Below are 14,917 nucleotides of genomic sequence, written 5' to 3' on the forward strand. Positions count from 1 at the left end.
ATTCTCTTTAGTAAGTAAAAAATTTCATAGAAAATACCGACTATATGTGCGATAATAGTTCTATATATAGTAGTTAGTAAACAAAGCGATGATATCCTAACTAGGATATCATCGCTTTATATAGAAAGGAATTTATGAAAGACCAACTTATCGTAAAAGGGGCACGGCAACATAATTTAAAGAATATTGACATTGCCTTGCCTCGTGATAAATTCATCGTCTTAACAGGATTAAGTGGCTCTGGTAAATCGTCCCTTGCATTTGATACAATTTACGCAGAAGGGCAACGAAGATATGTGGAATCCTTATCTGCTTATGCGCGTCAATTTTTGGGGCAAATGGATAAACCTGATGTTGATTATATTGAAGGCTTATCGCCAGCTATTTCTATTGACCAAAAGACGACTAGTAAAAACCCTCGTTCCACTGTAGGGACAGTAACAGAAATTTATGATTATTTACGTCTATTGTTTGCTCGTGTAGGGCATGCTCATTGTCCTCAATGTGGTAAGCCTATTACACAACAAACCATACAACAAATGACAGATGATGTGATGAGTTTTCCAGAAGGTACTAAGATTTTAGTGCTAGCCCCTATGATTCAAGGTAAAAAAGGGGAGCATAAATCTATATTTGAACAATTGCGCAAAGAAGGTTTTGTTCGTGTTCGCGTGGATGGTACAGTGCGGACCTTAGATGAAGATATCAATTTAGAAAAAAATAAAAAACACTCTATCGATATTGTGGTAGACCGTCTCGTCGTAAAAGAAGGTATTGAATCTCGTTTGGCGGATTCTATGGAAACGGCATCTAAATGGGCGGAAGGCATTGTTATCGTTCAAGAATTAGACGGACCAGAGCATATGTATAGTCAACATTTTGCATGCCCAGATTGTCATATTTCGTTACCTAAAATCGAACCTCGTATGTTCTCTTTTAATAGTCCTTATGGTGCTTGTTCTGCATGTTTAGGGATTGGTTCTACTATGGAAGTGGATGAAGAGCGGGTTATCCCAGATGGATCTATTTCTTTTGCAGATGGATGTGTACAGGCATTGAGTTCAAACCCTAATGCGTGGTTTATGCGCCAATTGGAAGGCTTGCTCATAGCTAATGGATATTCATTAGACTCTACCTATGATGAATTGCCTAAGGCTTTGCAGAAAAAAGTCATGTATGGTACTACTGATAAGGTAGCTTTCACTTATGAAAATATGCGCGGAGAAGAAAAAGAATTTTTTACTGAATATGAAGGTATTTTGCCAATGGTAAAACGTCGTCACAGTGAAGCTAGTACTGATTCTATGCGTGAAGAGTTTGAAAAGTTCATGTCCATTAAACCATGTACAACCTGTCATGGTGCGCGGTTAAAACCAGAAGTATTGGCTATTACTGTAGGGGATAAAAATATTAATGAAGTGACCGACTTTACTATTAAAGATGCGTTGGAATTCTTTAATAATTTAGAGCTCACTGAACGTGAACAAGTGATTGGCGCTCAAATTCTAAAGGAAATCAAAGCTCGTTTAGGATTCCTCAACAATGTAGGGCTTGATTATTTGACGATGAGCCGTAGTGCAGGCACTTTATCTGGTGGTGAAGCACAGCGTATTCGTTTGGCTACACAAATCGGTTCTGGCCTTGTTGGCGTATTGTACATCTTAGATGAACCATCTATCGGTTTGCATCAACGCGACAATGATCGTCTCATCGAAACCTTAAAAGGTCTTCGTGATTTAGGAAATACATTACTCGTTGTTGAACATGATGAAGATACTATGCGTGCAGCAGATTATCTTGTAGATATCGGTCCCGGAGCTGGTGAACATGGGGGGCAAATCATTGTAGCTGGTCCTGTAAATGAGGTTATGAATGTTGAAAACTCTATTACTGGTCAATATTTGAGCGGCCGTAAGTACATTGCTTTGCCAAAAGAGCGTCGCAAACCAGGTAAGGCTTGTATCGAGGTGCGAGGGGCGAAAGAAAATAATTTACAAAATATTAATGTTAAATTCCCTATCGGTGTATTTACTGTTGTCACTGGTGTTAGTGGATCTGGTAAATCTACATTGATTAATGAAATTCTTTATAAAGGATTAGCTAATCAATTGTACCGCTCCTATCATAAGGTAGGGGCTCATAAAGAGATTCGCGGATTGGAACATATCGATAAAATTATCAATATCGACCAAAGCCCTATCGGTCGTACACCGCGGTCTAATCCGGCTACTTATACAGGTGTATTTGATGCTATTCGCGAACTATATAGCCAAACGCCAGAAGCGAAAATGCGTGGGTATAAACAAGGGCGCTTTAGTTTTAATGTGAAAGGTGGGCGCTGTGAAGCATGCCGTGGAGATGGCATCATTAAAATTGAAATGCATTTCTTGCCAGATGTATACGTTCCCTGTGAAGTATGTAAAGGCGCGCGCTACAATCGTGAAACATTAGAGGTAAAATACAAGGGAAAATCTATTTCCGATGTGCTAGATATGACTGTTGATGATGCGGTAGCATTTTTTAGTGCTATCCCTAAAATTCATCGTAAAATGACGACTTTACAAGAAGTAGGTCTTGGCTACATTCGCTTAGGTCAAGCGGCGACGACATTGTCTGGTGGTGAAGCACAGCGCGTTAAATTGGCTACTGAATTAGCGCGTCGCAGTACAGGTAAAACATTATATATCCTAGATGAGCCTACAACAGGACTTCATGCAGAAGATATTCGCAAATTGCTCCATGTATTGCAACAGCTTGTAGATGGTGGTGATACAGTTGTGGTTATTGAACACAATTTAGATGTTATTAAAACAGCGGATTATATTATCGATCTAGGACCAGAAGGTGGTAATCGTGGTGGTACCATTGTCGGTACTGGTACGCCGGAACATATTGCATCTCTTGGTGAAAGTTATACAGGTAAATTTTTAGGCCCTGTACTAGCACAAACACGTGCTTTTATGGATGCTGATGATAAACGTAATAATTAATAAATGCTCTCTAGTTGCTGATATACAACGTAATAGAATATACATTTGCTTTTATATAAATTACTAAAAATAATAAAAGCTAAATAAGTGTTATACTATGTAGAATATGGTGTAATGCAGAAAGGAGGAATATGGCGTCAGAAGAATTATTAGAAAAGGTAAGTCATTTACCAACTACGCCAGGTGTATATTTGTGGCGTGATCAATACAATCGTATTATCTATGTAGGGAAAGCCATCAATTTGCGTAATCGTGTCCGCTCCTATGTACGCAATGATGCAAATCGTGCACCGAAAGTAACGGCTATGATGAAACGTGCCGTTGATGTGGAAACGATACAAACAAAGACGGAAATGGAAGCCTTGATTTTGGAAAACACTTTAATCAAGGAACACCATCCTAAATACAATATTATGCTGCGCGATGATAAAACGTACCCCTATGTAAAAATATCAGTACAAGAAGACTATCCTCGCGTATATATGACACGCCGTTTAGAACGAGATGGGGCTAAATACTTTGGGCCTTTCACAGATGTGACAGCTGTACATATGGTGTTAAAATTGATACGTCAATATTACCCATTGCGTACTTGTAAATCTATGAAAGTAGAGAGACCTTGTTTACAATATCATATGCATTACTGTGAGGCGCCGTGCTTTAACAAAATTACTAAAGACGCATATAGTAAGTATATAGATGAAATCGTACAACTTTTTGAAGGTAAACCGATACCGTTATTAAAAGAACTTAAAGAAAAGATGGAACATGCTGCAGAAGATTTACGATTTGAAGAGGCAGCCATGTATCGTGACCAATTGACAAGCATTGAAAAACTGCAAGAAAAACAACGGATGGTAACACAACGTGGTGACCTTGATGTACTAGGTATAGCTGTAGATGGTCAACTAGGGTGTGTGCAATTACTCTTTATCCGAGGTGGTCGTTTATTAGGTCGTGAAAATTACTTTGTTCAAAATGAAGGTGACTCGGAAGAAACCATTATGACCGATTTTATTAAGCAATACTATGGATCTACAACATTTATTCCTAAAGAGTTGTTATTACCTATGGAGAGTTCTGAGCAACAATTATTCAAAGAATGGTTTACAAACATGAAGGGTCAACAAGTCGAAGTATTAGTACCTAAAAGGGGCTATAAAATGGATATGATTAAGATGGCCCATGAAAATGCTTGTACATTTCTAGAAGAGCGACGACGTCAATGGCAGTATCAATTAGATAAGACTGGTGGTGCCGTTAAAAAATTGGCAGAAGTACTTGATTTACCGCGTTTACCTGAACGAATGGAATGTTTTGATATATCTCATACGCAAGGTACTGAAACGGTGGCGTCCATGGTTGTTTTTGAAGGGGGCAAACCAGCCAAAAAAGAATATCGGCGTTTTAAATTAAAAACAACCCAAGGTAAACCAGATGATTTTAAATCTATGGCAGAGATTATGGAGCGCCGCTATGGGAAAGAAACAGATTGGCCTATGCCTGATTTAATTATTATTGATGGTGGTAAAGGCCAATTAAATGCAGCCTTGCCATTAATTCGTAGCGTTGGTGTCACTGATGTACCTGTTATATCCTTAGCAAAACGAATTGAAGAAGTATTCGTAGAAGGTCAATCGGAAAGTATTATTTTGTCACACCATACGCCGGAACTACAATTATTGCAACAAATTCGTGATGAGGCCCATCGATTTGCTATTACGTATCATAGAAAGCTAAGGGGCAAACGCAATTTAGAATCTATTTTAGATCATATTGAAGGCATTGGTCCGAAGCGGCGGAAAGCACTATGGGCACATTTTAATAGTTTAGAAGCCATGAAAGAAGCCTCTATTGACGAGTTATCAAAAGTAGAGTCTATGAATTATAAGGCAGCAGAAGCAGTGTATAACTTTTTCCGCATGTCGAAGGTAGAAAAACAAGAGATATTGATGTAATATTTCTTGTTTATAGGTATAGTATTTGAACTACTTGAATATGAAAACTGAAGACTTATAGGAAAAGAAACAATATTTTTTCTCCTATAAGCCAAACTGAATATAAAATATCCGCATCATTATGATAGGAGCACCTCCATTAAATGGAAGTATCTCATCATATGATGCGGATTTTATGGTTTTATGAATCATACTTTGGATTGTGAACTATGTTTTGGTTTGTAATGTTGGATATACCAAGCGCGGAATGTAAATAAAATACCCGCTACAGCAACACTCGCAAGGAGTCCAATCCATACGCCGAAGGGGCCGTAATCAGAATAGGTTGCTAAATAATATGCAGTTGGGAAACAGACGCCCCAATAAGAAATTAAGGATATATAAAATACAGGTGTTACATCTTTGTATCCCCGTAATATGCCTTGTAATGGTGTACCTACCGCATCAATAGCTGCAAAGAATACGCCATAGCCAAGGAAACTATAAATTAAGCTATATACTTCAGGATCATTAGTAAATAATGCTGAAATTGAATCCATGTGAGTAAATGTAAAACTACATATGATGATGGAAATAACAATGGCTAAGATACGAGAAATATAGGAGTATTGGATAGCCTCTTGGTAGCGACCAGCACCTAATTCATATCCTACTGCAATAGTAGTAGCCATGGCAATGCTTAACGGTAAGCAGTAGAACACATTAGTAAAAGAAATAACTGACTGGTGAGCTGCTACAACGGCGGAACCAAAGTGAACCATTAATAAACCAGCAATACTAAAAATACTAGCTTCTAAGAAAATAGATAGACCAATGGGAATCCCCACTTGCAATTGCTCGCGAATGTAATTCCAACGAGGGCCAAATAAATCTTTGAATACATGATAATGTTTTAATTTTGGATGGAATAATAGGACAGCACTAAATAAGATAAAATTTGTCCAAGATGCACCGGCAATGCCATAACCAGCACCGACACCACCTATTTCAGGAAAACCAAAATGGCCGAAAATGAGCGAATAGTTTAAGAAAATATTAATGAAAAAACTTGTTAACACAATAGCCATAGAATAATGTGTTAATCCATGAGCATCTACTGTGTTCCGTAGTGTATTGACCCATAATAGTGGGAATAGCCCTAAGGCGAAAGCTTTCAAATAATCAATACAAACCTCTGAAGCAGCTGGATCTAAGTTAAGAAATAGTAATAAAGGTTTTAGCCCTAGCACACCGATTAGTAGAATCATAGCCGCTAAGCCTGTGCCGATATATAGGCCTTGGTAAAATATTTTTGAAATATCTTCTGTTTTATTGGCCCCTAATAGCTGTGAAATAATTGGCGTTATACCCATCAAGGTGCCTTGCGCAAAAATATAGAACAGAAGCCATAAGTTGTAACCTGTGGCTACACCAGCTAAATCAATGGTGCTATATTGACCTGTTAGAAATATAGCAATAAAGGTGCCGCCTACTAATGAAAACTGTGTAATGCACATGGGTGTACTCAATTTGATGAATAGCCAAAGTTTTTCTAATATTGAATATGTCTGATGCATACTAACCTCCCAATTTGATGTTATATTGTAACATAGCTTACTGAGAATAGCTAGGGATATGAGAAACTATAGAATTTATATCGCTATAGAGCATATGCGAAAAATGAATATACATGTAAATAAGTGAATTGTACAGAATTACTCACATTTAGTATAATAACTATATCAAGTATTTTCGTTATAGGAGGACCACATTGGACATTCTATCTATCCAAGGTTTGTTAGCGATGTTGCAAATCATCGTTATCGACATTTTATTAGCTGGTGATAATGCTATTGTTATTGGTATGGCAGCCCGTAATTTGCCAGAAAATCTACAGAAAAAAGCTATCTTTTGGGGCACTGCAGGGGCCATTATATTGCGTCTTGTTATGGCATTCCTCTTCGTGGAAGCTCTCAACAATATTCCTGCATTGCGTTTAATTGGTGGTATTTTATTATTGTGGATTGGGTACAAACTCGTAGCTGATGATAGCGGTGAGCACAATATCGAGGCAAAAGATAATCTTCGTGCTGCTATTACTACTATAGTCATCGCCGATGGTATCATGGGTATCGACAATGTTATCGGCGTTGTAGGCGCTGCCGGTGGCAATATGATGCTCGTTGCTATTGGTATGCTCATCACTGTACCTATTATCATTTATGGTAGTACATTATTTGTGAAAGTTATCGAACGTTTTCCAATCATTCTATACGTTGGTGGCGGTATCCTCGCGTGGGTAGGTGCGGCTATGAGTTTAGAAGATGGACTCATTCATGACATGGTGGCGCCTTATGCATTGGCTATTAAAATTGCTGCAGTTATTCTCGTAGTGGGCGCATCATTACTAGCAAAACAATTGAAAAAATAAGACCATTGAGAACAAGATGGTTAGCTAACAACTCAATACAATGGTTATCTAAAAACTCTCTTTTTGACATCGTTAAAAGGAGAGTTTTTTGCATATGCCATAGATGGATAATACTGTGAAAAAACCTTTAAAATATGGTATAGTTAAGAGATAGTTTTAGAGTAATTTGAACAATACAAGTGAGGATATTATGGAGTTTTTAGAATTAGCTACATGGATTACCATAGGCAAAATTATATTAATCGATATTTTATTAGCCGGAGATAATGCCGTCGTTATCGGTATGGCAGCGGGGAAATTACCTGCTGATTTACAGCGTAAAGCTGTTATTTGGGGTACTGTTGGGGCTATTGTTATGCGCCTGTTATTTGCCACTATTTTAGTAGAAGCGCTGACATTAATCCCTGCCATTCATTTAGGCGGTGGTTTAGTCCTCCTTTGGATTGCTATTCAATTGATGAAAGGCGATGATGAAGAGGCTCATATTGAAGCGAAAGACTCCTTAATGGGAGCTATTTGGACAATTATCATTGCTGATGCGATGATGAGTATTGATAATGTTATCGGCGTTGTAGGCGCTGCACAAGGCCATTTAGAAATGGTCGTTGTAGGACTGCTTATTACAGTACCTATTATCATATTTTGCTCTACTTTATTTGCTCGTATTATCGGTAAATATCCAGCTATCCTCTGGGCTGGTGGTGCCTTATTAGGCTGGGTTGCAGGGGAAATGATCGTTGAAGATCCATTGTTAATCCCATATATTCAAGGCGAAGAATTGCTCGTAAAAATCGGCACAGTATTCTTTGTACTTATTGTAACTGGTATTATTAAACTTGCCAAGAAAAGAGCGTAATATGGCTAATACGTCAAAGAACAAAAAACAAATGCATACTCATAAAGAAAGACGCTCATGGAATCACAATAAACATAAAAACAGAGCTTCAAAGCAAGGTGAAATAGGACTTTCAAAAAAACAACAAGCTATACTGAATGCGCCTGTATCCCCAGGGGATAGAGCTAGCGTTTCTATTCATGGCATTGGCAGTAGTGGTGAAGGTGTAGGACGTATCAATGATTTTACTGTATTTGTACCCTTTGCTTTACCTGGTGAAGAAGTAGAGGTAGAAATTACTGTAGTAAAAAAATCCTATGCTGTGGGACGGCTTATATCTATTGTAAAAGCTTCGCCTCAGCGAATAGAACCTAATTGTGAGCTATACGGTATATGTGGAGGCTGTCAATTACAACATATTACCTATGAAGGACAATTGGAACTAAAAACACAGAAGGTTAAAGATGTGATTCAACGTATTGCACATTTGAATCCGAATTTAGTAAAACCTACATTAGGTCCTGAGAATCCGTGGGCATACCGCAATAAAATGCAAATGCCTGTAGGTGGAACAAGAGATAATTTGAAAATGGGCTTCTATGCTATGGGATCGCATGATATTGTGCAAGGCACTAATTGTCCAATTCAAGATGAAGGAAATAACCAAATTGCTCAAGCATGTTATGATATTGCTGTGGAACTCGGCATTGAACCTTATGACGAGCATACAGGTAAAGGCATTTTGCGTCATGTCATAGGGCGCATTGGCCAATCGGGATGGATGGTTATTCTGGTAACAGCTACAGAGTATTTACCGCAACAGGAAGAATGGATTACTCGTATTACGGCAAGATTACCTCGTGTAGAAACAATCGTACATAATGTAAATCATCGACGTACTAATGTAATTCTAGGTGCTACGAATCACATCCTCTTTGGCGATGGCACCATTATCGATCATATTAAGGATTTACAATTCACATTGTCACCACATTCTTTTTTTCAAGTTAATCCTGAACAAACGACAGTTCTCTACGACCAGGCATTAGAATATGCAGCTTTACAAGGTAATGAAACTGTTATTGATGCCTATTGTGGTACCGGTACCATTTCGCTATTCTTAGCACATAAAGCAAAACATGTAATCGGTATCGAAATTGTAGAACCTGCCATTATTAACGCTCGGGAAAATGCAAAACGAAATGGCTATGATAATACGGAATTTATCGTTGCAGATGCAGCTGTAGAGATGCCAAAACTTTATGAAAAAGGCATTCGTCCAGATGTAATTGTATTCGACCCTATTCGCGCAGGCTGTAAAGAAGAAGTACTGACCTCCGCAGCAGCTATGGAACCTAAACGCATCGTCTACGTATCCTGTAACCCTGCTACCATGGCACGAGATATTGCTGTTCTTACAGAACTTGGATACGAACTGCGTGAAGTGCAACCAGTGGATATGTTTCCTATGACGGCGCATGTGGAGGCTGTTGTGTTACTGCAAAAGGTGAATTAGTAGAAGTCCTTGAATTTACGCACTTTTACGAGCATTTCACGTTTGAAAAGACTGATTGGTCAGAGCGTGGAAAGCATCTGAAAAAGTATATTCGGGTAATTGTAGCTGTTGAACTCGACACAGTAGGTGCAAAGCCTGAACCTGTTAGATAAAACAAAATAAGAATCGTCGGAAGACGCTTAGCTTACAGCATTTCCTGTGAGTTAAGCGTCTTTTTTATTTCTGCAAAACAAAAGAAAGGAGGTACGCCAATGGGTTTTGATTATTTCTACGGAAGAGGAACAGAACAGTTTGCATTCTATCAAGTGCCGAAGATGTTGATTACAGATGATAGATTCGCAGGTATCACAATGGATTCTAAGTTCCTGTACTCACTCTTGCTGGATAGATCATCCTTGTCAGCTAAGAATGGATGGATTGATGAAGAAGGCAAGGTCTATATCTACTACACCTTGGAGCAGATCATGGCTGATATGCATTGCGCAAATCAGAAGGCTACAAAGCTGCTCAAGGAGTTAGAGACAAAGGCAGGACTTATTGAACGCCAAAAGCAAGGGCAGGGGAAGTCAACAAGAATCTATGTGAAAGATTTTGCAACAGGACTGCATGGGGATGGAGACAGAAAGAGCAAAATCGTGACTCATGAAAATCATGATTCACAGACTTATGAAAATCGTGAGTCCAGAGATGTGAAAATCACAAGTCCGGACTCATGGAAATCATTCACTAATAATACTAATACTAAAAAACTGATTTTAGTCAGACTGATCTAATCAATCTATCGGCGGAATCAGCAAATCCAGGAGTAAAGGTGGTTAGGATGGATGATCCGATGCGAATCAGAAAACAGTATGAGGATTATCTTAGGGAGAAGCTAAGCATAGACATACTTATCCAGAACAATCCTTATGAAGTCGGACGGATCAATGAAATCTTTGATCTTATGGTTGATGTCTTATGCAGCACGGCAAAGACAATTCGGATATCCGGAGATGACAAGCCGGTAGATGTTGTAAAGGCTCAGTTTATGAAAATTGACTCAGGGCATATGGAGTACATATTGGATTGCTTTAAGAACCAAATTACAGATATCAGAAATGTGAAGCAGTATCTACTCGCAACAATCTATAACGCACCATTAACAATCGATCATTATTACACGGCCAAGGTCAGCTATGACATGGCACACTGGAAGGAGACAGTATGAAAAAGCAGTCAACAATCATTGCTGTGGTAAATCAGAAAGGTGGCACAGCTAAAACAACAACGGTAGAGAATTTAGGAATTGGACTTTCAAGACAGAATAAAAAGGTTTTGCTTATAGATACAGATCCCCAGGCATCACTGACAATCAGCCTGGGGTATCCGAGACCTGATGACCTGGAGCTGACACTCTCAGATCTTCTGAATGGAACAATAAGTGAGAATCCAGTGGCATTGGATGAGGTATTGATCCATCAGCAGGAAGGTATAGATTTGATTCCTTCGAATATTTCACTTGCAGGACTTGAGGTGTCGCTTGTGAATACCATGAATCGAGAACGTATTCTTCAGCAGTTTTTGGAACCACTCAGAGAGCGATACGATTATATCCTTTTAGATTGTATGCCTAGTTTAGGAATGCTTACTGTAAATGCTTTGGCTGCTTCTGATGCAACATTGGTTCCTGTTCAAGCCAATTACTTATCAGCTAAGGGATTAGAGCAATTACTCTCTACAATCAATCAGGTTAAGCGTCAGATTAATCCTAAACTGTGCATTGAAGGAATTCTAATCACTATGGTAGATGCCAGAAGGAATTATGCCAAGGATATCAGCAACTTAATTAGAAATACGTACTGCAACAAAATCACTGTATTCAAGACAGAGATACCGAGATCTGTCAGAGCTGCAGAAACGAGTGCGGAGGGCAAGAGTATTTTTGCCTATGACCCTTCAGGAAAAGTAGCAGAAGTGTATGAATCATTAACACAGGAGGTGCTGAAATATGACCAGAAGAGGAACTAACATTAGCTTAAAGAGCTATGATGATATTTTTACAACCGAAGAGAATAGACAAGAGACCGGTGAACATGTAGTGAGTATTCCGGTGAATCAGATCCATGAATTCAAAAATCATCCTTTTAAGGTTCTGGATGATGAGGATATGAGAAAGACCGTAGATAGTATTCGAGAGTATGGAGTATTGGTTCCGGTTATTATCCGACCTGATGGCAACGGAGAGTATGAAATGATATCCGGCCATAGAAGAAGGTATGCATCTATCTTAGCTGGAAAGGAAGAAATACCGGCAATAGTCAGAGAGATGGACGACGACACGGCTACAATCTTGATGGGAGATTCCAATCTGTAAAGAGAACATATTCTTCCGAGTGAAAGAGCGAAGGCTTATAAGATGAAAATGGAAGCTCTTAAGCACCAGGGCAAGAGAACAGACCTTACTTCGTGCCAAGTTGGCACGAGGTTACGTGCAGATGAAGAGTTAGCAAAGCAGACCGGTGAGAGTGCAAGAACAGTTCAGCGATTTGTACGATTGAATAATCTTATACCGGAGCTTCTTGATCTAGTGGATGAAAAGAAGATGGCCTTTAATCCTGCAGTAGAACTCTCTTATATGAAGCCTGAGGAACAGAAGGACTTCTATGAGGCCATGGAACTTGCGCAGACAACACCATCCCTGTCACAGGCTCAAAGACTTAAGAAATCTAGTCAAGAAGGAACATGTACTGCTGAACTAATAGAAAGCATTATGGATGAAGAGAAGAAGAATCCCCTTAATCGAGTGGTGTTTGATAGCAATATTCTTCAGAAGTATTTTCCGCAGAAAACCTCAGCAAGAGAAATGGAAATGCAGATCCTCCAGTTGCTTGAACAGTGGTCTGGAATGAAGGCATAACATCATGAATCCAGGCTCATGATTTTCATGAGTCTGGAATTATCTGTGGATTCTATGTCAGAAATGCTGACATGGAGGCGCAGCATGGATAAAACCATTGGTATTAGATTAAAAGAAGCAAGAAACAATGTAGGCATGTATCAAGAGGATGCTGCACGTAGTATGGAAATGTCACGCCCAACGCTTAGTGCGATTGAGGCAGGGAAAAGAGCAGTTACAGCAGAAGAAATAAAAGATTTTGCAGGCTTATATCATGTGACAACAAATTGGCTGCTCTTTGGTGCAGATCAAGAGGAGGAAAATCGTATGCAGAGACTTGGAGCATATTATCAGCTGTTTATGAAGCTGAGTGGTCAGGAACAGAAGGAAGTAATTCAGTTTATGGAGCAGATCCTAAGTAAATAAGGAGATGCCAACTATGATCGCATTGAGAGTATTTGGAAGTGTTCTTCATTTCCTATTGAAGGTAGTACTGTTACCAGTACAGATTGTACTTACGATTCTTATTTGCATGATTGATTTTGCAGGTGGCGTATTTGGTTTTATCTTTGGGCTAATAGGGGGCTTTATTATTTGGGCCGGACTTAGCTGCTTGTTTATGTCACCGGTAGACTGGAAGCTGTTTTTCGAAGCAATGATTGCAGGAACGGTTCTTGGGTCCTTCCCAAGAATGGTTCGCTATTTTGGAGAGTCTGTTTTGGTTGGAATGAAAAGTTTTTTTGCTAGGATTTAAAATAAGTATCATCATATTGTAAAGAACCAGAGCATTGGTAGACGGTGCTCTGGTTCTTTTTTCTTTTTTTATAAAAATTAATTCACAACAACAGTATCTGTCCATGTGCTTTGCTATTGTTACACTACAAGATTTGAAGAGACAAATCTGAAACAAATGTTTTGATTATAGGAGGAAATCACAATGAGTACTGAAAATGTAATTGATAACGAAGAACTACTGACGGATGAAGAAATCGCAGACATCGAGAAGGAGGTTGGAGTGGATAATTCCGAGAAGGAAGTAGGTAAGAAGAGTATCTATGTGATGCTAGAAGAAGAGATTATGTCTCTTGATATGCCGGACAGTGAGAGGGCAAAGAGATTATCTAGACTTATTAAGGTTCGTAATCAGAAGGTAAATATTATGCTTACGGGTTCTACTGGTGCAGGTAAGAGTTCGACGGTCAATGCCTTGTTTGATATGGATGTTGCAAAGGTCGGTGTTGGAGTTGACCCGGAGACCGCTTTTATTGAAAAGTTTGAACTTGATAATCTTACTATCTGGGATACGCCAGGACTTGGTGATGGAATTGCTAGTGACGAAAGAATTAGCCGTTCTATTCTTGAAAAACTTAATGAGCTTGATGAAAATGGAAATCCGTTGATTGATTTGATTGTAGTAATTCTTGATTCTTCATCGAAAGACCTTGGCGCATCGTATGATCTCATTAACAAGGTATTGATTCCGGCACTTGGTGACGACGCAAAGGATCGAATCCTTCTTGCACTTAATCAGGCAGATGTTGCTATGAAAGGGACACATTGGGATGCTGAAAAAAATGCGCCGGATGAAGTTTTGAAGGAGTTTCTTAAGAAGAAGGCTGATTCGGTACAGAACAGAGTAAAAGAGGCAACTGGACTAAGCATTCGTCCTATTTACTATTGTGCAGGATACAAGGAGGATGGTGGCGAGCAGCATAAGCCATATAACCTCACAAAACTTTTATACTACATCATTAAGGCTGTGCCTAAGGATAAAAGACTTGCACTTGCCGACAACATCAAAGATGAAGAAGATAATTGGCTTCATGATGACAAAGAAGACAATTATAAGGCGGGAATCAAAAGAAGTTTCGGTGAGACCGTGTGGGATTGTATTACCGATGGGGCCGAAGATGGAGCTGAAATTGGAGGTAACATCCTGGGAATCCCTGGCAAGATTGTTGGTACCGCGGTAGGAGCTGCTGTAGGAGCTGTCAAAGGCATATTTGTGGCAATATTTGACAGATAAGGACTGCGTTTATAAAAAAGTTTATAGCATAATGCGCAATAAAATATCTTGTATTGATTGATTTTGTTCGAGTAATCGTCTACAATTAGTAACGATGGCAAAGCCCATGAAAATGGGTGACGCAAAACTATAGGGACTAAAGATTACTCGTTATTGATCAATGTCAGCCAGTTACCGAAAACTATGTAAGTATATGAAGTGGCATTGTGTAATAGCACAATGCCGCTTTTTTGGCTTATAGGACAAAAAGTGTGTGTAAAAACCCTTGTAATACTAGTAAATATCTAGTGTTATAAGGGTTTAATCT

The 14,917-nt window shown here is 39.0% G+C and carries 14 protein-coding genes and 1 riboswitch; of the genes, 13 read left to right on the forward strand and 1 reads right to left on the reverse strand.

Annotation, left to right across the window (positions count from 1 at the left end):
* Positions 1 to 134 precede the first annotated feature (134 nt).
* The gene (gene uvrA / locus EO120_RS07555; RefSeq protein ID WP_127134876.1) at positions 135 to 2,990 is read left to right on the forward strand and encodes an excinuclease ABC subunit UvrA; all 2,856 of its coding nucleotides are present in this window, start codon (positions 135 to 137) and stop codon (positions 2,988 to 2,990) included.
* Positions 2,991 to 3,121: 131 nt separating this feature from the next.
* Positions 3,122 to 4,948 carry an excinuclease ABC subunit UvrC gene (uvrC, locus tag EO120_RS07560; RefSeq protein WP_127134877.1) on the forward strand — a complete coding sequence of 609 codons (1,827 nt, stop codon included), beginning with the start codon at positions 3,122 to 3,124 and terminating at the stop codon, positions 4,946 to 4,948.
* A 188-nt stretch (positions 4,949 to 5,136) separates the two neighbouring features.
* Here the strand turns inward: uvrC and EO120_RS07565 are convergent, their stop codons facing one another.
* Positions 5,137 to 6,504: an MATE family efflux transporter gene (locus tag EO120_RS07565; protein WP_127134878.1), complete on the reverse strand. Its 1,368-nt coding sequence runs from the start codon at positions 6,502 to 6,504 to the stop codon at positions 5,137 to 5,139.
* A gap of 194 nt (positions 6,505 to 6,698) precedes the next feature.
* Between EO120_RS07565 and EO120_RS07570 the strand changes: the two genes are divergently transcribed.
* The 11 genes from EO120_RS07570 to EO120_RS07610 all read left to right on the forward strand — a co-directional run bounded on the left by EO120_RS07570 (position 6,699) and on the right by EO120_RS07610 (position 14,610).
* Positions 6,699 to 7,358: a TerC family protein gene (locus EO120_RS07570; protein ID WP_127134879.1), complete on the forward strand. Its 660-nt coding sequence runs from the start codon at positions 6,699 to 6,701 to the stop codon at positions 7,356 to 7,358.
* 190 nt (positions 7,359 to 7,548) lie between these two features.
* Entirely contained in the window at positions 7,549 to 8,214 is a 666-nt protein-coding gene (locus tag EO120_RS07575; protein ID WP_127134880.1) for a TerC family protein, read from the forward strand.
* A gap of 1 nt (position 8,215) precedes the next feature.
* Positions 8,216 to 9,709 (forward strand): 23S rRNA (uracil(1939)-C(5))-methyltransferase RlmD, encoded by a 1,494-nt coding sequence (rlmD, locus tag EO120_RS07580; protein WP_420906954.1) that lies wholly within the window; start codon positions 8,216 to 8,218, stop codon positions 9,707 to 9,709.
* A gap of 251 nt (positions 9,710 to 9,960) precedes the next feature.
* Complete coding sequence (locus tag EO120_RS09260; protein ID WP_206512483.1) at positions 9,961 to 10,482, forward strand: replication initiator protein A; 522 nt, start codon at positions 9,961 to 9,963, stop codon at positions 10,480 to 10,482.
* 47 nt (positions 10,483 to 10,529) lie between these two features.
* The gene (locus EO120_RS09265; RefSeq protein ID WP_206512484.1) at positions 10,530 to 10,916 is read left to right on the forward strand and encodes a DUF6017 domain-containing protein; all 387 of its coding nucleotides are present in this window, start codon (positions 10,530 to 10,532) and stop codon (positions 10,914 to 10,916) included.
* Positions 10,913 to 11,716, forward strand: coding sequence for a ParA family protein (locus EO120_RS07590; RefSeq protein WP_127134881.1), 804 nt, complete (start codon positions 10,913 to 10,915; stop codon positions 11,714 to 11,716). The genes EO120_RS09265 and EO120_RS07590 overlap by 4 nt, the downstream gene beginning before the upstream one ends.
* A complete protein-coding gene (locus tag EO120_RS09405) occupies positions 11,697 to 12,062 on the forward strand; it encodes a ParB N-terminal domain-containing protein (RefSeq protein ID WP_479258336.1) in 366 nt (121 codons plus the stop codon). Before EO120_RS07590 ends, EO120_RS09405 begins: the two co-directional genes overlap by 20 nt.
* A 42-nt stretch (positions 12,063 to 12,104) precedes the next feature.
* Positions 12,105 to 12,605, forward strand: a complete 501-nt coding sequence (locus EO120_RS09410) for a hypothetical protein (protein WP_479258337.1) — start codon at positions 12,105 to 12,107, stop codon at positions 12,603 to 12,605.
* 84 nt (positions 12,606 to 12,689) lie between these two features.
* Positions 12,690 to 13,010, forward strand: a complete 321-nt coding sequence (locus EO120_RS07600) for a helix-turn-helix domain-containing protein (protein WP_074649984.1) — start codon at positions 12,690 to 12,692, stop codon at positions 13,008 to 13,010.
* 13 nt (positions 13,011 to 13,023) lie between these two features.
* Positions 13,024 to 13,338, forward strand: coding sequence for a hypothetical protein (locus tag EO120_RS07605; RefSeq protein ID WP_127134883.1), 315 nt, complete (start codon positions 13,024 to 13,026; stop codon positions 13,336 to 13,338).
* A gap of 183 nt (positions 13,339 to 13,521) precedes the next feature.
* Positions 13,522 to 14,610, forward strand: coding sequence for a GTPase family protein (locus EO120_RS07610; protein WP_127134884.1), 1,089 nt, complete (start codon positions 13,522 to 13,524; stop codon positions 14,608 to 14,610).
* An 86-nt stretch (positions 14,611 to 14,696) separates the two neighbouring features.
* Positions 14,697 to 14,789, forward strand: a riboswitch (cyclic di-GMP riboswitch).
* The last annotated feature ends 128 nt before the right edge of the window (positions 14,790 to 14,917 follow it).

Source organism: Veillonella caviae (assembly GCF_003992125.1).
GTDB lineage: Bacteria > Bacillota > Negativicutes > Veillonellales > Veillonellaceae > Veillonella > Veillonella caviae.

What these genes read in the sequence shown, in the direction of transcription:
- uvrA (WP_127134876.1), top strand. Translation starts at nt 135, where the DNA reads ATGAAAGACCAACTTATCGTAAAAGGGGCACGGCAACATAATTTAAAG.
- uvrC (WP_127134877.1), top strand. Translation starts at nt 3,122, where the DNA reads ATGGCGTCAGAAGAATTATTAGAAAAGGTAAGTCATTTACCAACTACG.
- EO120_RS07565 (WP_127134878.1), bottom strand. Translation starts at nt 6,504, where the DNA reads ATGCATCAGACATATTCAATATTAGAAAAACTTTGGCTATTCATCAAA.
- EO120_RS07575 (WP_127134880.1), top strand. Translation starts at nt 7,549, where the DNA reads ATGGAGTTTTTAGAATTAGCTACATGGATTACCATAGGCAAAATTATA.
- rlmD (WP_420906954.1), top strand. Translation starts at nt 8,216, where the DNA reads ATGGCTAATACGTCAAAGAACAAAAAACAAATGCATACTCATAAAGAA.
- EO120_RS09260 (WP_206512483.1), top strand. Translation starts at nt 9,961, where the DNA reads ATGGGTTTTGATTATTTCTACGGAAGAGGAACAGAACAGTTTGCATTC.
- EO120_RS09265 (WP_206512484.1), top strand. Translation starts at nt 10,530, where the DNA reads ATGGATGATCCGATGCGAATCAGAAAACAGTATGAGGATTATCTTAGG.
- EO120_RS07590 (WP_127134881.1), top strand. Translation starts at nt 10,913, where the DNA reads ATGAAAAAGCAGTCAACAATCATTGCTGTGGTAAATCAGAAAGGTGGC.
- EO120_RS09405 (WP_479258336.1), top strand. Translation starts at nt 11,697, where the DNA reads ATGACCAGAAGAGGAACTAACATTAGCTTAAAGAGCTATGATGATATT.
- EO120_RS09410 (WP_479258337.1), top strand. Translation starts at nt 12,105, where the DNA reads ATGAAAATGGAAGCTCTTAAGCACCAGGGCAAGAGAACAGACCTTACT.
- EO120_RS07600 (WP_074649984.1), top strand. Translation starts at nt 12,690, where the DNA reads ATGGATAAAACCATTGGTATTAGATTAAAAGAAGCAAGAAACAATGTA.
- EO120_RS07605 (WP_127134883.1), top strand. Translation starts at nt 13,024, where the DNA reads ATGATCGCATTGAGAGTATTTGGAAGTGTTCTTCATTTCCTATTGAAG.
- EO120_RS07610 (WP_127134884.1), top strand. Translation starts at nt 13,522, where the DNA reads ATGAGTACTGAAAATGTAATTGATAACGAAGAACTACTGACGGATGAA.